The sequence below is a fragment of the Enterobacter sp. AC1 genome (assembly GCF_050434705.1).
GTDB lineage: Bacteria > Pseudomonadota > Gammaproteobacteria > Enterobacterales > Enterobacteriaceae > Enterobacter > Enterobacter cloacae_L.
In genome coordinates, this window is record NZ_JBNDIZ010000005.1 from 70,302 (window position 1) to 87,748 (window position 17,447).

The 17,447-nt window shown below is 56.2% G+C and carries 16 protein-coding genes; 12 read left to right on the plus strand and 4 right to left on the minus strand.

Annotated elements, in window-relative coordinates; all coding sequences use genetic code 11:
* Nucleotides 1-15: 15 nt before the first annotated feature.
* Nucleotides 16-1,194, plus strand: a complete 1,179-nt coding sequence (gene xylR, locus M2433_RS15240; RefSeq protein ID WP_429055575.1) for a D-xylose utilization transcriptional activator XylR — start codon at nt 16-18, stop codon at nt 1,192-1,194.
* A 39-nt stretch (nt 1,195-1,233) separates the two neighbouring features.
* Here the strand turns inward: xylR and M2433_RS15245 are convergent, their stop codons facing one another.
* Nucleotides 1,234-2,067 (minus strand): protein bax, encoded by an 834-nt coding sequence (locus tag M2433_RS15245; protein WP_429055572.1) that lies wholly within the window; start codon nt 2,065-2,067, stop codon nt 1,234-1,236.
* 314 nt (nt 2,068-2,381) lie between these two features.
* Between M2433_RS15245 and M2433_RS15250 the strand changes: the two genes are divergently transcribed.
* Together M2433_RS15250 and avtA are read left to right on the plus strand one after the other, a co-directional pair.
* Nucleotides 2,382-4,412 carry an alpha-amylase gene (locus M2433_RS15250; protein ID WP_429055570.1) on the plus strand — a complete coding sequence of 677 codons (2,031 nt, stop codon included), beginning with the start codon at nt 2,382-2,384 and terminating at the stop codon, nt 4,410-4,412.
* 247 nt (nt 4,413-4,659) lie between these two features.
* Nucleotides 4,660-5,913: a valine--pyruvate transaminase gene (avtA, locus tag M2433_RS15255; protein WP_429055567.1), complete on the plus strand. Its 1,254-nt coding sequence runs from the start codon at nt 4,660-4,662 to the stop codon at nt 5,911-5,913.
* A 7-nt stretch (nt 5,914-5,920) separates the two neighbouring features.
* Here the strand turns inward: avtA and M2433_RS15260 are convergent, their stop codons facing one another.
* Nucleotides 5,921-6,376 (minus strand): 4Fe-4S dicluster domain-containing protein, encoded by a 456-nt coding sequence (locus M2433_RS15260; protein ID WP_429055564.1) that lies wholly within the window; start codon nt 6,374-6,376, stop codon nt 5,921-5,923.
* Between the two features lie 3 nt (nt 6,377-6,379).
* Nucleotides 6,380-7,198 carry an IclR family transcriptional regulator YiaJ gene (yiaJ, locus tag M2433_RS15265; protein WP_021242452.1) on the minus strand — a complete coding sequence of 273 codons (819 nt, stop codon included), beginning with the start codon at nt 7,196-7,198 and terminating at the stop codon, nt 6,380-6,382.
* A gap of 223 nt (nt 7,199-7,421) precedes the next feature.
* Here yiaJ and yiaK point away from each other — a divergent pair, with 223 nt between their 5' ends.
* The 8 genes from yiaK to araD all read left to right on the plus strand — a co-directional run bounded on the left by yiaK (nt 7,422) and on the right by araD (nt 15,000).
* Nucleotides 7,422-8,420 (plus strand): 3-dehydro-L-gulonate 2-dehydrogenase, encoded by a 999-nt coding sequence (yiaK, locus tag M2433_RS15270; RefSeq protein WP_429055562.1) that lies wholly within the window; start codon nt 7,422-7,424, stop codon nt 8,418-8,420.
* Nucleotides 8,421-8,430: 10 nt separating this feature from the next.
* Entirely contained in the window at nt 8,431-8,898 is a 468-nt protein-coding gene (locus M2433_RS15275) for a YhcH/YjgK/YiaL family protein (RefSeq protein WP_429055561.1), read from the plus strand.
* Nucleotides 8,899-8,924: 26 nt separating this feature from the next.
* Nucleotides 8,925-9,851, plus strand: a complete 927-nt coding sequence (locus tag M2433_RS15280; RefSeq protein ID WP_429055558.1) for a DUF4862 family protein — start codon at nt 8,925-8,927, stop codon at nt 9,849-9,851.
* A 45-nt stretch (nt 9,852-9,896) separates the two neighbouring features.
* Complete coding sequence (locus M2433_RS15285; RefSeq protein WP_047347614.1) at nt 9,897-11,216, plus strand: MFS transporter; 1,320 nt, start codon at nt 9,897-9,899, stop codon at nt 11,214-11,216.
* 76 nt (nt 11,217-11,292) lie between these two features.
* Nucleotides 11,293-12,798, plus strand: coding sequence for an FGGY-family carbohydrate kinase (locus M2433_RS15290; RefSeq protein WP_429055556.1), 1,506 nt, complete (start codon nt 11,293-11,295; stop codon nt 12,796-12,798).
* Nucleotides 12,795-13,448: a 3-keto-L-gulonate-6-phosphate decarboxylase UlaD gene (gene ulaD, locus M2433_RS15295; protein WP_429055553.1), complete on the plus strand. Its 654-nt coding sequence runs from the start codon at nt 12,795-12,797 to the stop codon at nt 13,446-13,448. Before M2433_RS15290 ends, ulaD begins: the two co-directional genes overlap by 4 nt.
* Nucleotides 13,449-13,450: 2 nt before the next feature.
* A complete protein-coding gene (locus M2433_RS15300) occupies nt 13,451-14,311 on the plus strand; it encodes an L-ribulose-5-phosphate 3-epimerase (RefSeq protein ID WP_429055551.1) in 861 nt (286 codons plus the stop codon).
* On the plus strand, nt 14,305-15,000 hold the full coding sequence (gene araD, locus M2433_RS15305; RefSeq protein WP_429055548.1) for an L-ribulose-5-phosphate 4-epimerase: 696 nt from the start codon (nt 14,305-14,307) through the stop codon (nt 14,998-15,000). The genes M2433_RS15300 and araD overlap by 7 nt, the downstream gene beginning before the upstream one ends.
* Here araD and M2433_RS15310 read toward each other — a convergent pair whose 3' ends face one another.
* Nucleotides 15,001-15,819 carry a helix-turn-helix domain-containing protein gene (locus M2433_RS15310; protein WP_010436715.1) on the minus strand — a complete coding sequence of 273 codons (819 nt, stop codon included), beginning with the start codon at nt 15,817-15,819 and terminating at the stop codon, nt 15,001-15,003. It lies immediately after the preceding gene.
* A gap of 225 nt (nt 15,820-16,044) precedes the next feature.
* Between M2433_RS15310 and M2433_RS15315 the strand changes: the two genes are divergently transcribed.
* The gene (locus M2433_RS15315; protein WP_429055546.1) at nt 16,045-17,445 is read left to right on the plus strand and encodes an MFS transporter; all 1,401 of its coding nucleotides are present in this window, start codon (nt 16,045-16,047) and stop codon (nt 17,443-17,445) included.
* The last annotated feature ends 2 nt before the right edge of the window (nt 17,446-17,447 follow it).

The window sequence follows — 17,447 nt, forward strand, 5'->3', positions numbered from 1 at the left end:
ATTGGGAAGTGAGCCATGTTTGAAAAGCGTCACCGCATTACGTTGTTATTCAATGCCAATAAAGCCTACGACCGTCAGGTGGTGGAGGGCGTTGGTGAATATTTGCAGGCGTCGCAATCCGAGTGGGATATCTTTATTGAAGAAGATTTCCGCACCCGTCTCGAGAACATCAAAGAGTGGCTGGGCGACGGCGTCATCGCCGACTATGACGATCCCGTCATCGAGCAACTGCTGACCGACGTCGACGTGCCGATAGTGGGCGTCGGCGGCTCTTACCATTCGCCCGAACACTACCCGCCGGTCCACTATATTGCTACCGATAACCATGCCCTGGTCGAGGCCGCCTTTCTCCATTTAAAAGAGAAAGGCGTTCATCGCTTCGCGTTTTATGGCCTACCCGCCACCAGCGGCAAGCGCTGGGCCGTTGAGCGCGAACACGCGTTTTGCCAGCTGGTCGCCCAGGAGAAGTATCGCGGCGTGGTCTATCAGGGGCTGGAAACCGCACCGGAAAACTGGCAGCACGCGCAAAACCGCCTGGCGGACTGGCTGCAAACGCTGCCGCCGCAAACCGGCATTATCGCCGTGACGGATGCCCGCGCGCGTCACGTGCTGCAGGTCTGCGAACATTTACACATCCCGGTGCCCGAAAAACTGTGCGTGATTGGGATTGATAACGAAGAACTGACCCGCTATCTGTCTCGCGTGGCGCTCTCCTCGGTAGCGCAAGGAACGCGTCAGATGGGCTACCAGGCGGCGAAGCTGCTGCATCGTCTGCTGGATAAAGAATCCTTGGCGCTTCAGCGCTTGCTCGTGCCCCCTGTCCGCGTCGTAGAGCGTCGCTCAACCGACTATCGCTCCTTAAGCGACCCTGCCGTCATTCAGGCCATGCACTATATTCGCAACCACGCCTGCAAAGGGATTAAGGTCGATCAGGTTCTGGATTCGGTAGGCATTTCGCGTTCGAATCTGGAGAAGCGGTTCAAAGAAGAAGTGGGCGAAACCATTCATGCCGTCATTCATGCTGAGAAGCTGGAGAAAGCCCGCAGTCTGCTCATCTCCACGTCACTGTCGATCAACGAAATCTCGCAGATGTGCGGATACCCGTCCCTGCAATATTTCTATTCGGTATTTCGCAAAGAGTATGACACCACGCCAAAAGAGTATCGGGATCGCCACAGCGAGGTGCTGATTTAGAGAAGAAAACGCCTTCCAGAGGAAGGCGTTTTTTTGAGATTACATGTGGGCGGCAATTAAGCGCTGGTTATCCTGATACATGGCGAACAGATAGTTATTATAGCTCTGTCCCTTCGTCGAATAACCTTTTAGCTTGTGGATCATCGTGCTGGCCGTCACTTCCTGATCCGCTTTACGCAACTGCGCGCGTGATTTACGGAATGAGGAGTAAGCCGGGTGCGTGTTCAGGTTCACCACGTAGGCGCTCACGGAATCTTTCACGGATTCAAACTGAGAATAGCCTTTCACCTTGCCAGGCGCATTATTACAACGACCTTTCCCACACTTCATACCGAAAAGGTTGTTGTTGCTGCGCGCCAGCTTTGAAGTACCCCAGCCGCTTTCGGCAGCAGCCATGGTCGCAACCATGCTACCCGGGATGATATCCACACGCTCAAGGAGAGCATTCCACGGCACACGACGCGTGTTACCGTTCCAGCTCAGCTTGTAGCGCTTCGTGATATCTTTCAGACGCGCGCGTTCTGACGGCGACCAGCGGCTATCGTACTGTTTGGAAATTAGCCAGTTACGATCCGCAGTAATCGCGGCATTTTGACTCGTGATGTAAGGCATTACCGTCCGGAGAAACGCTTTTTTCCTTGGTGTTCCGGAAGGGTATTTTCGCAAATCAGGAAGTGAACTACTCTTTGCACTATTGCGAGAATACTCTTGTTTACTGCTAACCTTACTAATTGTCGTCTTTGTCGTCTTTATTACGTGGGCTTTCTTACTCGTTGTATCCGTGTGCGTCTTCGCAAGCACCTCACCCGAAAATGCCGCGGTGAGTAACATGAGTATCGCAGCCCCATATCGTCGAATGGGAGTCGATATCATTAGGTCTCCTGGTCGGATGTAATCATCCCAACACCTTATTTTTTTCACAAATTTGAGAGCGGAATCTCAAATCATAACAAAAATAGACTTCAAGAGCACGTATAGAAATAGTCCAATTCCGAAACTATGTCATCTAAAACTTGCTCACAAAAACACCATTTCCGAAAAAATGTGTGCGGTATCGCAGTTAACTGCTTAATTTTGCGCGAGATCACTCATCCTCACGCATCCTCCTGGCAGAAAGCGATGGGGGATGAGTTTTTAACCTTCGCCTGATGGCAAACTGGTTAAAAATGCCGCGACAGGAAAATGGAATGAAACGCACCGCAATAGCCTTTCTGATGTTACCCGCACTGGCACATGCTGACTGGTCATCACCAGGATTTACTGCATTCAGCCCCGAAGGCACGGGGATTTTCACCAGCCAGGCAAAGCTTGCGAAGGGTACGCGTCCTTTGACCGTGAGTTTTGACAACACGTGCTGGCAGCCCTCAGAAGCGATAAAACTCAATGAGATGCTGTCGCTCAAACCCTGTGACGCCACGCCGCCGCAGTGGCGCCTGTTCCGCGACGGCGAATACCAGATGCGGATTGATACCCGCTCCGGCACGCCCACCCTGCTGCTGACCATCCAGAGTGCCGCAGAACAATCGGTGACAAACGTTATCCGCCAGTGCCCGAAGTGGGACGGTAAACCGCTGACGCTGGACGTCAGCCATACCTTCCCGGAAGGCTCCGCGGTGCGCGACTACTACAGTAAACAGACGGCGACGGTGCAAAATGGAAAAATCACCCTGCAGCCAGCCGCCAACAGTAACGGCCTGCTGCTGCTTGAGGGCGCCGAAACCGACAAACCTGCACCGTTTAGCTGGCAAAACGCCACCGTCTATTTCGTGCTGACCGACCGTTATGTCAATGGCGATCCTGGCAACGACAACAGCTATGGCCGTCATAAAGACGGCATGCAGGAGATCGGCACGTTCCACGGTGGCGACCTTAAGGGGCTTGCCGGCAAGCTCGATTATTTACAGCAGCTGGGCGTGAACGCCCTCTGGATAAGCTCTCCGCTTGAGCAGATCCACGGCTGGGTTGGTGGTGGAACCAAAGGTGATTTCCCGCACTACGCCTATCACGGCTACTACACCCAGGACTGGACAACGCTCGACGCCAACATGGGGACCGAAGACGATTTACGCCATCTTGTTGATGAAGCGCATAAACGCGGCATCCGCATCCTGTTTGACATCGTGATGAACCACACGGGCTACGCAACGCTTGCGGACATGCAGGAGTATCAGTTTGGCGCCTTGTACCTGCAGGGCGATGAGCTCAAAAAAACGCTGGGAGAACGCTGGACGGACTGGAAGCCAGGCGCGGGCCAAAGCTGGCATAGCTTTAACGACTACATCAACTTTAGCGACAAAGCCGCATGGGAAAAATGGTGGGGTAAAAAGTGGATCCGCACCGACATTGGCGATTACGACAACCCGGGCTTTGATGATTTAACCATGTCGCTGGCATTCTTACCCGATCTCAAAACGGAATCCACCGCGCCTTCCGGGCTACCCAACTTCTATCAACACAAGCCCGATACCCATGCGAAAGCTATTCCGGGATATACCCCGCGCGACTACCTGACCCACTGGCTCAGCCAGTGGGTACGTGACTATGGCATCGACGGTTTCCGGGTGGATACCGCGAAGCACGTTGAGCTTGCGGCATGGCAGCAGCTGAAAGACCAGGCAAGCCAGGCGCTGGCCGCCTGGAAAGGCGCGAACCCGGACAAAAAGCTCGACAACGCGCCATTCTGGATGACCGGCGAATCCTGGGGTCACGGGGTCATGCAGAGCGATTATTACCGCCACGGTTTTGATGCGATGATCAACTTTGACTATCAGGAGCAGGCGTCAAAAGCGGTCAATTGCCTGGCCGATATCGACCTCACGTGGCAGCAGATGGCGGAAAAGCTGCAAAGCTTCAACGTTCTGAGCTATATCTCTTCGCATGACACGCGCCTGTTCCGTGAAGGCGGTCAGCGTGCGGCCGAGCTGCTTCTGTTAGCGCCGGGTAGCGTACAAATCTATTACGGGGATGAATCTGAACGCCCGTTCGGCCCGACGGGTTCCGACCCGCTGCAGGGCACCCGCTCAGATATGAACTGGCAGGACGTGACGGGCAAACAGGCCTTAACCGTCGCCCACTGGCAGACGCTGGGTCAGTTCCGCGCCCGACATCCCGCGATAGGTGAAGGCAAGCAAACTACGCTGTCGCTGAAAGAAGGGTATGGCTTCGTACGCGAACACAATGGCGATAAGGTGCTGGTGGTATGGGCAGGTAACCAATAGACCACACCCCTCACCCCGGACCGTACACCCCAAAGGGGCGAGGGTGAAAAGACGGCTCCATGCGGTCCCCTCTCCCCTGTGGGGAGAGGGTTAGGGTGAGGGGCGGAAATACACAAGAATAATTCACTGAATAAACCCTTTTCCACCCTATAAAACGACAAATCCGACCACACCACCCGATTTGCACCAACACGGTGCTAGCGTTATGGTTACCCACTTTCAAAATAAGCTCGACAGATCACCTGCTATGACGTTTTCACTTTTCGGCGATAAATTTACCCGCCATTCAGGCATTACTCGCCTGATGGAGGACCTCAACGACGGGCTGCGCACACCGGGCGCAATCATGCTCGGCGGCGGAAATCCGGCTCAAATCCCGGAGATGAATACCTATTTCCAGATCCTGCTCGCTCAGATGCTGGAAAGCGGCAAAGCAACCGATGCGCTTTGCAATTACGACGGCCCGCAGGGTAAAACCGAACTGCTGGCACTCCTCGCCGAAATGCTGCGTAAAGAGCTGGGCTGGGATATCGAACCACAGAATATTGCACTGACAAACGGCAGCCAGAGCGCGTTTTTCTACTTGTTTAATCTGTTCGCAGGACGTCGCGCCGACGGCACCACCAAAAAAGTGCTGTTCCCGCTGGCCCCGGAGTATATCGGCTATGCTGATTCGGGCCTGGAAGAGGATCTGTTCGTCTCCGCGCGCCCGAACATTGAGCTGCTGCCGGAAGGGCAATTCAAATATCACGTCGATTTTGAACACCTGCATATTGGCGAAGAGACGGGCATGATCTGCGTATCACGCCCGACGAACCCAACGGGCAACGTGATCACCGACGACGAGCTGATGAAGCTGGACGCGCTGGCGAATCAGCACGGCATGCCGTTGGTGATCGATAACGCCTACGGCGTGCCGTTCCCGGGCATTATCTTCAGCGAAGCACGTCCGCTGTGGAACCCGAACATTGTCCTGTGCATGAGCCTCTCTAAGCTGGGACTGCCGGGCAGCCGCTGCGGCATCATCATCGCTAATGAGAAAATCATCACCGCCATTACCAATATGAACGGCATCATAAGCCTTTCACCGGGCGGCATTGGCCCGGCGATGATGTGCGAAATGATCAAACGCAACGACCTGCTGCGTCTGTCGAATGATGTGATTAAACCGTTCTATTACCAGCGCGTTCAGGAGACGATTGCGACACTTCGCCGCTACTTACCGGAAGAACGCTGCCTGATCCACAAACCTGAAGGAGCGATTTTCCTGTGGCTGTGGTTTAAGGATTTGCCTATCACCACCGAACTGCTCTACCAGCGCCTGAAAAAGCGCGGCGTGCTGATGGTGCCGGGCGACTACTTCTTCCCGGGTCTGGATAAGCCCTGGCCGCATACGCACCAGTGCATGCGCATGAACTACGTGCCCGATCCAGAAAAAATCGAAGCGGGCGTCAAAATTCTGGCTGAAGAAATCGAGAAAGCCTGGCGCGAAGACGGTTAGTAAAGCCTTACGCCAGATGACGTTGCCGCTCGGCGCGGAGTCTGGCGGGGTCAACACAGCGCAACGCGTGGGTTGGACAGGCCTCCACGCAGGCCGGTCCGCCTTCGCGATGCATGCATAAATCACATTTCAACGCCTGCGGCTTGTTTCCCGCCAGACGAACCTGCATCGCCCCAAACGGACACGCCACCATACAGCTTTTGCACCCAATACAGCGCTTCTGCTCAACGAGCCAGGCGCCTGCCGTGCGGCGAATGGCACGGGTTGGGCAGACGTTGGCACACGGCGCATCCTCGCACTGATGGCAACCCACTGCCGTCGTGTATGAACTTCCCTTAACCACCCGAAGGCGGGGCGTAAAGGCATTTGCGGAGACGGCATCCTGATGCGACACCGCGCAGGCCACTTCACAGGTGCGGCACCCTATGCATTTTTCCGCCTCCGCCATGATAAATCGGTTCATGTGTTACGCCTCGCGCACGTTAAAACCCAGCTCTTTTGAGATAGCCTCTGCCGTTTCGCGCAGTGGCTTGAGTAAGTTTTTCTCACCCACCTGCTTCATGCGCGACGTCGATAGCGATATAGAGATCGCATACGGCACGCGGCCGTGGATATCAAAGACCGGCACGGCAATGCAGGAGACGCCCAGCTCGTTCTCTTCTTTGTCCATCGCCATGCTGCGATCGCGAATTTCCGCCAGCTCATCATACATCGCACTCAGTTCGGTGATGGTGTTGCGCGTCAAAGGTTGGATCTGTTCCTGATGGCTTTCCCAGTAGCTCGCCACGTAATCCTGATGACCAAACGCCATGTAAATTTTGCCCATCGCAGAGCAGTAGAGCGGCATATGCTGACCGATATAAGCACGCGTGCGCAGCATACCGGTTGTCGGTTCAAGCTTATAAATCAGGATGGCGTGGTCGTCTTCCCGGCTGGAAAAGTTCACCGTTTCGCCAGTGGCAATATTCAGCGCTTCAAGGTGCGGCGCCGCCACGTGGATGATATTGAGCGACGACAGCGCCTTTTGCCCGACGGCGATAAATTTGGTGGTCAGGCGATAGCTGCCCGCCGCGGGTGCCGGCGTAACGTACCCGCACGACTGCAATCCCTGCAGCAAGCGGTGCACGGTGCTCTTATTCAGCCCCGCCAGTTCCGATAAATGCGCAAGCGGACACCCGTTCGGATAGTTACTGAGGATCTCAATCAGCATCAGGCCGCGAAACAAGCTCTGGCTGCCTGCTGGCCTCTCTTTTTCTTGCGTCATTTCGCTCTCTTTCATGCTCATTAAATGGCTCCTTTTTATCGCGCCCTGATGGTAGCGCAAAGTGTGGTTCAGTTCACGATCTCAACAGAAAAAACACAACCGTTTGATTTTAATCGTTTTTGAAAAGCATGAATGTCGTTGATCTGGCAAAATTTGATCGCTATATTTGAAATCATATTTCGCATAGTGAAATTTAGCGCTAAAAAAGCACTCGCACTTGCCCTAAAAAAACAGGAGAACAGGGATGAAAGTGACCTACGAAGAGTTGAAAGCGGCGTTCAATCGGGTTCTGCTCGATCGCGGTGTCAACGCGGATACTGCAGATGCCTGCGCAGAAATGTTTGCCCGCACCACGGAATCCGGCGTCTATTCACATGGCGTCAACCGCTTCCCGCGCTTTATTCAGCAGCTTGATGCCGGGGACATCATTCCCGACGCCCAGCCCAAGCGAGTGACGACATTAGGGGCTATCGAACAGTGGGACGCTCAGCGATCCATAGGAAACCTGACGGCGAAAAAGATGATGGACCGCGCCACCGAGCTGGCCTCCGATCACGGCATTGGTCTGGTGGCACTGCGTAACGCTAACCACTGGATGCGCGGCGGCAGCTACGGCTGGCAGGCGGCGGAGAAGGGCTACATCGGCATTTGCTGGACCAACTCCATTGCCGTCATGCCCGCGTGGGGATCAAAAGAGTGCTGCATCGGCACCAACCCGCTGATCGTCGCCATTCCCACCAGCCCGATCACCATGGTCGATATGTCGATGTCGATGTTCTCCTACGGCATGCTGGAAGTGAATCGCCTGGCCGGGCGCGAGCTGCCGGTAGACGGCGGCTTTGACGACGAAGGCAATCTCACCAGAGAGCCCGGCGTGATTGAGAAAAACCGCCGGATTCTGCCAATGGGTTACTGGAAAGGTTCAGGCTTATCCATCGTGCTCGACATGATCGCCACCCTGCTCTCCAACGGCGCTTCCGTTGCGGAAGTGACGCAGGACAACAGTGACGAATACGGCGTGTCTCAGATCTTTATCGCTATCGAGGTCGATCGCCTGATCGACGCCCCGACCCGCGATGCCAAGCTGCAGCGCATCATGGACTTCATCACCACCGCCGAACGCGCTGATGACAATGTCGCCGTTCGCCTGCCGGGGCATGAGTTCACCCGTTTGCTTGAAGAGAACCGCCGCAACGGCATCACGATTGACGACAGCGTGTGGGCGAAAATCCAGTCTCTGTAAGGAGTGGACCATGATATTTGGACATATTTCACAGCCAAATCCGTGTCGCCTGCCGCGGGCAATTGAAAAGGCGTTAGATTTTCTGCGTACCACGGATTTCAGCATGCTAAAGCCGGGTGTGGTTGAAATTGAGGGACGCAACATCTTTGCCCAGGTGCTCGATCTCACCACCCGGGAACAGCACGAGAATCGCCCGGAGGTGCATCGCCGTTATCTGGATATACAGTTTCTGGCCTGGGGTGAAGAGAAAATCGGTATCGCCATTGATACCGGCAATAACAAAATCAGCGAATCATTACTGGAACAGCGGGATATTATTTTTTATCACGACAGCGAACACGAATCGTTTATCGAAATGATACCCGGCAGTTATGCCATATTTTTCCCGCAGGATGTACACCGTCCTGCCTGTATTAAAAACAAGGAAGCTGCAATTCGTAAAATTGTGGTGAAAGTGGCAATCAGCGAATTAGATTAATTTTCTGATAAATACAGGAACGCGAAATGACCAACACCGGTTTTATTATTGGTGCGTACCCCTGCGCACCCTCGTTTCACCAGAAAGGGGAACAAGAAGAACACACCTTCTGGCGGGAACTTTCTGACACGCCACACATTCGCGGGCTGGAACAACCCTGCCTTGAACATCTCCATCCTTATGGGGATGAATGGCTGTTCCGCCATACGCCGGGTGAATGGCAAATCGTGGTGACCGCCGTGATGGAAACCATGCGCCGCCGCGGCACAAACGGTGCGTTTGGCCTGGCCTCCGCCGATGAAGATCAGCGTAAAGCCTGCGTCGAATTTTACCGCCATCTGCGCCAGAAGATTGCTGCCGTTAACGCCCGTTTTCCCGGGAAAGTCATTGCTCTGGAGATGCAGGCCGCGCCGCAGGCGGGCAATGCTTCAGTTGAGCAGGCTACCGAGGCGTTTTCTCGCTCGGTCCGCGAAATCACGGGCTGGGACTGGAACTGCGATCTGGTGCTGGAACACTGCGACGCCATGACGGGACCCGCACCGCGTAAGGGGTTTTTACCCCTGGAGCAGGTGCTGGAGGTGGTGAAAGGAACGGATATCAGCGTCTGTATCAACTGGGCGCGCTCGGCCATTGAAGGCCGTAATACGACCCTACCGCTTGAACATGTTCAGGCCGCGCTCGCTGCCGGGAAACTGGAGGCCTTGATGTTTTCGGGTACCACCACCAGCGGCGAGTACGGAGAATGGCAGGATCTGCACGCGCCGTTTTCTTCGTTCTGCACTGACAGTTTGATGTCCACTGAACACGCAAAATCACTCTTTACTGCGGCGAGCGCCGCAACATTGAAATTCTCCGGTATTAAATTACTTGAAATAAATGCTAATGCTGACGTCAGCCACCGCATCGCTATTTTGCGTGACGGCATTAGCGCCATGAAAAAAGCAACACAATAACAATAAAAAAATCTTATTCCGGTTACCTACACTGAGAGATTAAATATGAATACGTCTACTCAAGCCCTACATGCGGATATTCCGCGTCAGCGCTGGCTAAGAATCATTCCTCCCATTCTTATCGCCTGCATTATTTCATATATGGACCGCGTGAATATCGCGTTTGCGATGCCGGGTGGTATGGATGAGGAATTAGGTATTACCGCGACGATGGCAGGCCTGGCGGGTGGGATATTCTTTATTGGCTATCTTTTCCTGCAGGTTCCCGGCGGCAAGATTGCCGTGCACGGCAGCGGCAAGAAGTTTATCGGCTGGTCGCTGGTCGCCTGGGCGGTGATCTCGGTTCTGACCGGGCTTGTCACTAACCAGTATCAGCTTCTGGTGCTGCGCTTCTTGCTCGGCGTGGCGGAAGGCGGGATGCTGCCCGTTGTGCTCACGATGATCAGCAACTGGTTCCCGGACGCCGAGCGCGGTCGCGCCAACGCCATCGTGATCATGTTTGTGCCCATCGCCGGGATCATCACCGCCCCGCTGTCGGGCTGGATTATTACCGCACTCGACTGGCGCTGGCTGTTCATTATTGAAGGGCTGATGTCCGTTGTGGTGCTGGTGCTCTGGGCGTTCACCGTTTACGACCGTCCGCAGGAAGCCCGCTGGATCTCAGACGCCGAGAAAAACTATCTGGTGCAAACGCTGGCGGCGGAACAGCAGGCCATCGCCGGAAAAGAGGTAAAAAATGCCTCGCTCAGCGCAGTGCTGTCTGACAAAACCATGTGGCAGCTGATCGCCCTGAACTTCTTCTATCAGACCGGGATTTACGGTTACACCCTTTGGCTGCCCACCATTCTGAAGGAGCTGACGCACACCAGCATAGGCCAGGTGGGGATGCTCGCCATTCTGCCTTACATCGGCGCCATTGCGGGCATGTTCCTGTTCTCTACGCTCTCTGACCGCACCGGCAAGCGCAAGCTGTTTGTCTCCCTGCCGTTGATTGGCTTCGCGCTCTGCATGTTCCTCTCCGTGGCGCTGAAAGCAAACACCTGGCTGGCCTATGCCGCACTGGTGGGCTGCGGTTTCTTCCTGCAGTCCGCCGCGGGCGTGTTCTGGACCATTCCGGCGCGTCTGTTCAGCGCCGAAATGGCGGGCGGTGCGCGCGGCGTGATCAACGCCCTGGGGAACCTCGGTGGGTTCTGTGGTCCTTATGCCGTAGGCGTGCTGATCACCCTGTACAGCAAAGATGCGGGCGTTTACTGCCTGGCGGTCTCTCTGGCGCTGGCGTCTCTGCTGGCCCTGCTGTTGCCGGCGAAATGCGATGCCGGCGCAGAGCCCAACCCCACGGTGACCCCACACAAGCGTGCGGCCTGATGCCCTCGCCTAACCCACTAAACCAAACCGTAGGCCGGGTAAGCGCAGCGCCACCCGGCGAATAAGCGAGAAGAAGATGAGTGAAAAAGAGCCCTACTGGCTGGGTATCGATTGTGGCGGTACTTATCTGAAAGCCGGTTTATACAACAGCCAGGGCAAAGAAGTCAGTATCGAACGCCGCTCCGTTACCACGCTCAGCCCGCGAGCGGGCTACGCCGAGCGGGATATGCATCAGCTATGGCAGTACTGCCACGCGACCGTCGCCTTGCTGCTCAAAAATTCAGGGGTAGACGGACAACAGATCAAAGGTGTCGGTATTTCTGCACAGGGCAAAGGGCTGTTTCTTCTCGATAAACAGGACCAACCGCTGGGCAACGCCATCCTCTCCTCTGACCGCCGGGCACTGGACATTGTGCAGCGCTGGCAGCAGGACGGTATCCCCGAAAAGCTCTACCCGCATACGCGCCAGACGCTATGGACCGGGCATCCGGCCTCACTTCTGCGCTGGGTCAAAGAGAACGAGCCGCAGCGTTATCAGCACATTGGCTGCGTGATGATGGCGCACGACTATCTGCGCTGGTGTCTGACCGGCGTGAAAGGCTGCGAAGAGAGCAACATCTCCGAGTCCAATCTCTACAACATGAATACCGGCCAGTACGACCCGCAGCTTACGCGCTGGCTCGGTATCAGCGAGATTGATGGCGCACTGTCACCGATTGTCGGTTCAGCAGAAATTTGCGGGGAAATCACCGCTCAGGCAGCCGCGCTTACCGGTCTCGCGGCGGGTACGCCCGTCGTTGGCGGACTGTTTGATGTGGTTTCCACCGCGATCTGTGCCGGACTGCACGACGAACATACGCTGAATGCCGTGATGGGCACCTGGGCCGTCACCAGCGGGATCGCCAATGCGCTTCGCGATAACGAGCCGTTCCCCTATGTGTATGGCCGTTACGTCCACCCGCAGCAGTACATCGTCCACGAAGCCAGCCCCACCTCTTCCGGCAACCTGGAGTGGCTGACCGCGCAGTGGGGGGACATGCCGTTCAGCGAAATCAACCGCGCCGTGGCCAGCCTGCCGAAAGCCGAAAGCGATCTGCTCTTCCTGCCGTTCCTCTACGGCAGCAACGCCGGGCTGGAGATGACCAGCGGCTTCTACGGCATGCAGGCGCTGCATACTCGCGCGCACCTGCTTCAGGCGGTGTATGAGGGCGTGGTATTTAGCCATATGACCCACCTCAACCGCATGCTTGAACGTTTTACCCACGTTCATGCCCTGCGCGTGACGGGTGGCCCAACCCATTCTGACGTGTGGATGCAAATGCTCGCCGACGTCAGCGGGCTGGCCATTGAACTGCCGCAGGTGGAAGAGACGGGCTGTTCCGGCGCGGCGCTGGCGGCGATGGTTGGCACCGGCGTTTTCACCGACTTCCACTCCGCACAGCACGCGCTTAAGCATGACATTCGGGTCATCGAGCCCGATATGCACGCCCATGCGGCCTACCAGCGCAAATATCACCGCTACCAGTTACTGATTTCAGCATTACAGGGCTACCACGCCCGAATTAAGGAGTACGACCTATGAGCCGACCATTACTGCAGCTGGCGCTCGACCACACCTCGCTTCAAGCGGCGCAGCGCGATGTCGCGACGCTTTCAGATCACGTCGATATCGTCGAAGCGGGCACCATTTTGTGCCTGACCGAAGGGCTAAACGCCGTACGCGCCCTGCGCGAGCAGTGCCCGGATAAGATCGTCGTGGCGGACTGGAAGGTGGCCGATGCCGGAGAAACGCTGGCTGAGCAGGCGTTTGGCGCCGGCGCGAACTGGATGACCATCATCTGCGCCGCGCCGCTGGCCACCGTTGAACGAGGCCACGAGGTCGCACTGCGCTGCGGGGGGGAAATCCAGATGGAGCTCTTTGGCAACTGGACGCTGGACGACGCGCGCGCGTGGCATCGCATCGGCGTGAAGCAGGCTATCTACCACCGCGGGCGCGACGCGCAGGCCAGCGGTCAGCAGTGGGGCGAAGCGGATCTCGCGAAAATGAAAGCGCTCTCCGACATCGGTTTGCAGCTCTCGGTGACCGGCGGTATCACCCCTGCCGACCTGCCGCTGTTTAAGCAGATCAACGTTAAAGCCTTCATTGCCGGACGCGCGCTGGCAGGCGCCGCCAATCCACCGCAGGTGGCACAAGCATTTCACGCGCAAATCTGCGACATCTGGGGAGCGTAACCATGCGTCAACATCCGTTAGGTATTTACGAAAAAGCGCTGCCGAAAGATCTCTCCTGGCCCGAGCGCCTGGTTCTGGCGAAAAGCTGCGGGTTCGATTTTGTTGAGATGTCTGTCGACGAGACCGACGATCGCTTATCGCGCCTTGAGTGGAACACCACGCAGCGCGCTTCGCTGGTTGAAGCGATGCTGGAGACCGGCGTGGCGATCCCGTCGATGTGTCTTTCTGCCCACCGCCGTTTTCCCTTTGGCAGCCGGGATGAAACCGTGCGCCAACGCGCCCGCGAGATCATGACCAAAGCCATCAGGCTGGCGCGTGACTTAGGCATTCGCACCATCCAGCTTGCGGGTTATGACGTGTACTACGAAGAGCACGACGAAGGCACGCAGCAGCGCTTTGCCGAAGGGCTGGCGTGGGCCGTCGAGCAAGCCGCTGCCGCGCAGGTGATGCTGGCGGTGGAGATCATGGACACGGCGTTTATGAACTCCATCAGCAAATGGAAAAAGTGGGACGACATGCTCGCCTCGCCGTGGTTCAGCGTTTACCCGGACGTCGGCAACCTGAGCGCGTGGGGCAACGACGTCACCGCCGAGCTGACGCTGGGCATTGACCGCATTGCGGCAATTCACCTGAAAGACACCCAGCCCGTCACCGCACAAAGCCCCGGCCAGTTCCGCGACGTGCCGTTTGGAGAAGGCTGCGTCGATTTCGTTGGCGTGTTTAACACGCTGAATAAGCTGAACTATCGCGGCGCGTTTCTGATTGAAATGTGGACTGAAAAAGCAAAAGAGCCGGTGCTGGAGATTATCCAGGCGCGCCGCTGGATTGAAGCCCGTATGCAGGAAGGAGGCATGGCATGTTAGAAAAACTCAAAGACGAGGTGCTGGCGGCAAACCTGGCGCTGCCTGCCCACCAGCTGGTGACGTTTACATGGGGCAACGTCAGTGCGGTCGACCGGGAAAGTGGCATGATGGTCATCAAGCCCTCCGGCGTGGAATACGAGGTGATGACGGCAAAGGATATGGTGGTGGTGAATATCGCCACCGGTGAGGTGATCGAAGGCAGCAAGAAACCCTCATCAGACACGCCGACCCACCTTGCGCTGTACCGCCGTTACCCGGAGATTGGCGGCATCGTACACACCCATTCCCGCCACGCCACCATCTGGTCGCAGGCGGGGCTGGATTTACCGGCGTGGGGCACTACGCACGCCGACTATTTCTACGGGCCAATTCCCTGCACGCGTCTGATGACCACGGCCGAGATTGCAGGGGAGTACGAATACCAGACGGGTGAAGTCATCATCAAAACCTTCGAGGAGCGCGATCTCAGTCCGATGCAAATCCCGGCAGTTCTGGTTCACTCCCACGGCCCGTTCGCCTGGGGTAAAGATGCCGCCGATGCGGTACACAATGCCGTCGTGCTGGAAGAGTGCGCGTACATGGGCCTGTTCTCGCGCCAGCTCGCGCCACAGCTACCGGTTATGCAGCAGGAGCTGCTCGACAAGCATTATCTGCGCAAGCACGGGGCGAATGCCTATTACGGCCAGTGATCATCCGGAATTAATATGCTCTTTACAGTACCGCCGTTTCCAGACGGCGGGGGTTAAGCCCGTGTGCTTTGAAAATATCTGCCGGAAATAGCCCACATCATTAAAACCGCAGCGGGTTGCCACTTCGGTGAGCGAGGCAGAGCCATCCAGCAACAGCTTTTCTGCGGCCCTGACGCGCTGGCGATGTATCGCCTCCGTCAGGGTTAAATGGAAAGTCCGGCGAAACACGCGCCCGAGGTAATCGGCATTGCAGTGCAACGCTTTTGCCAGCTGCGACGTAGAAAGCGGTAAATGAAACTGCGTGCGAATAAGCTGCTTCGCCTTCCACGCCATCGCCGCACCGGCTTCATCTGCACTGTCCTCATAGCCTGAAGAATGGGATACTTGTTGCAAAATAAGTAATAAAATCATCTCCAGCGCCACGCTTCGCTGTAATTTCTCCTGCTCGCTGAGAAACTGCCGAAATAGCGCAATGACATATTGTGCATCCCTTACGCGACAGTGCTGTTCTATTGCCAGAGGGGCAGCATTGGGTAACGTTGCATCTGGCGTTTCAACCTCGAAATGGAGCCAGTAAAAGCGCAGGTCAGCCGGGAAATCCTCCACGCCGACATGCCGACGGCCCGGCCAGAGAAGTAAACTTTCTCCCGCGTGAACCTCAAAAATACGCTGTTCCTCCTGAATCGTTAATGTCCCTTTTTCGACAAATATAATCTCCCATGATGTTAATTTTCGCGCAGGATGGCGGCCCACGCCCCGGGAGATAAATAACCCACCATTTTGGACCTTAATCGGAAGCGCTATGGATAATTCAAGCATGGATATTCACCATTCCGCTTTTATTGCCGCTGATATTCGACTTACACATTGATTATTAATCAATATTCGAATGGCTGTCCGATCGGAATCACATTTTTATCATCAGGTCGGAATCGTCACCTTTTTATACTTTTCCCTTCCCTTGTTGGCCTCTCCGTTCGGTGCAGAATAAATACGTACCTTGCACAACGACGATAATAAATTCGCTTAACGAGGAGTTACCCGATGACTTCCACACCGATTACAGAATCAGACCTGACGCAAGAGGCAACAGATAGCCGCTTGTCCGTCCGCGAAAAAATTGGCTACGGCCTGGGCGATGCGGGCGGGACGGTGATTACCTGCCTGATCATGAATTTTCTGACCTTCTTCTATACCGATATTTTTGGTCTGACGCCTGCGCTCGTCGGTACGCTGTTTATCGCCCTGCGCGTGTTCGATGCCATTTCCGATCCGGTGATGGGCGTGATTGCAGACCGCACACAAAGCCGCTGGGGACGTTTTCGCCCCTGGCAGCTGTGGGTGGCGCTTCCCATCGGCGTCATCGGCGTGCTGACCTTCACCGTACCGGAAGCCAGCATGGGCGTGAAAATCGCCTGGGCGTTCGGAACCTATCTGCTGTTGTCCGTCGGTTATACCGCCATCAACGTGCCCTACTGCGCGCTGATTAACACCATGACGACCCGCCACAGCGAGGTGATCTCCTGCCAGTCATGGCGCTTTGTGCTGTGCGGTGTGGCAGGCTTTTTGGTCTCCGTCGGCCTGCCGTGGCTGGTCGCAACGCTGGGCCAGGGCAACGCCGCGCGTGGCTATCAGCTGGGTGTAGGCGTACTGTGCGCCATCGCCGTGGTGATGTTCCTCTGCTGCTTTTTCTGGGTACGTGAGCGCGTTCCGCTGGCGCTGATGGGGAAATTTACCCTACGCGAGCATCTGGCCGGCCTGCGTAAAAACGATCAGCTGCTGCTGATGCTGGTGATGTCGTTCCTGCTGATCAACGTGTTTAACATTCGCGGCGGCGGATACATGTACTTTATCACCTACGTGCTGCAGGGCAGCACCGCCTATACCTCGCTGTTTTTCACCATGGTGACCTTTGCAGCTATTCTGGGCGCGGTAATCGTAAACCCTCTTTCTCGCCGCATTGATACCGTCAAACTCTACTATTACACCAACCTGACCCTCGCCGCGCTCGCGCTGGGAATGTGGTTTCTGCCCGGCGGCCCGGCCCACCAGACGCTGTGGCTGATCGTCATTTTAAGCAACGGCGTCATTCTCGGGTTTACCCTGCCGCTGCACTTCTCGCTGATGGCGTTTGCCGACGACTACGGCGAGTGGAAAACCGGCGTGCGCTCGTCGGGCATGAACTTCGCCTTTAACCTGTTTTTCATCAAGCTCGCGTGGGCATCCAGCGCCGGGATCGTCAGCCTGGTATTTATCGCCGTGGCCTACCAGCCAGGTGCGGGCAACCAGACGCCTGCTTCACTGCAGGGCATCACCGCCATGGAGACGCTGCTGCCCGCCCTTTTCCACCTGCTGCTGGCGGTATCCATTCGCTGGTGCAGACTCACTAACCCCATGATGTCGCGCATTGCCACCGACCTGCACCTGCGTCACGTACCGTCCTGAGG

What these genes read in the sequence shown, in the direction of transcription:
- xylR (WP_429055575.1), top strand. Translation starts at nt 16, where the DNA reads ATGTTTGAAAAGCGTCACCGCATTACGTTGTTATTCAATGCCAATAAA.
- M2433_RS15245 (WP_429055572.1), bottom strand. Translation starts at nt 2,067, where the DNA reads ATGATATCGACTCCCATTCGACGATATGGGGCTGCGATACTCATGTTA.
- M2433_RS15250 (WP_429055570.1), top strand. Translation starts at nt 2,382, where the DNA reads ATGAAACGCACCGCAATAGCCTTTCTGATGTTACCCGCACTGGCACAT.
- avtA (WP_429055567.1), top strand. Translation starts at nt 4,660, where the DNA reads ATGACGTTTTCACTTTTCGGCGATAAATTTACCCGCCATTCAGGCATT.
- M2433_RS15260 (WP_429055564.1), bottom strand. Translation starts at nt 6,376, where the DNA reads ATGAACCGATTTATCATGGCGGAGGCGGAAAAATGCATAGGGTGCCGC.
- yiaJ (WP_021242452.1), bottom strand. Translation starts at nt 7,198, where the DNA reads ATGAGCATGAAAGAGAGCGAAATGACGCAAGAAAAAGAGAGGCCAGCA.
- yiaK (WP_429055562.1), top strand. Translation starts at nt 7,422, where the DNA reads ATGAAAGTGACCTACGAAGAGTTGAAAGCGGCGTTCAATCGGGTTCTG.
- M2433_RS15275 (WP_429055561.1), top strand. Translation starts at nt 8,431, where the DNA reads ATGATATTTGGACATATTTCACAGCCAAATCCGTGTCGCCTGCCGCGG.
- M2433_RS15280 (WP_429055558.1), top strand. Translation starts at nt 8,925, where the DNA reads ATGACCAACACCGGTTTTATTATTGGTGCGTACCCCTGCGCACCCTCG.
- M2433_RS15285 (WP_047347614.1), top strand. Translation starts at nt 9,897, where the DNA reads ATGAATACGTCTACTCAAGCCCTACATGCGGATATTCCGCGTCAGCGC.
- M2433_RS15290 (WP_429055556.1), top strand. Translation starts at nt 11,293, where the DNA reads ATGAGTGAAAAAGAGCCCTACTGGCTGGGTATCGATTGTGGCGGTACT.
- ulaD (WP_429055553.1), top strand. Translation starts at nt 12,795, where the DNA reads ATGAGCCGACCATTACTGCAGCTGGCGCTCGACCACACCTCGCTTCAA.
- M2433_RS15300 (WP_429055551.1), top strand. Translation starts at nt 13,451, where the DNA reads ATGCGTCAACATCCGTTAGGTATTTACGAAAAAGCGCTGCCGAAAGAT.
- araD (WP_429055548.1), top strand. Translation starts at nt 14,305, where the DNA reads ATGTTAGAAAAACTCAAAGACGAGGTGCTGGCGGCAAACCTGGCGCTG.
- M2433_RS15310 (WP_010436715.1), bottom strand. Translation starts at nt 15,819, where the DNA reads ATGCTTGAATTATCCATAGCGCTTCCGATTAAGGTCCAAAATGGTGGG.
- M2433_RS15315 (WP_429055546.1), top strand. Translation starts at nt 16,045, where the DNA reads ATGACTTCCACACCGATTACAGAATCAGACCTGACGCAAGAGGCAACA.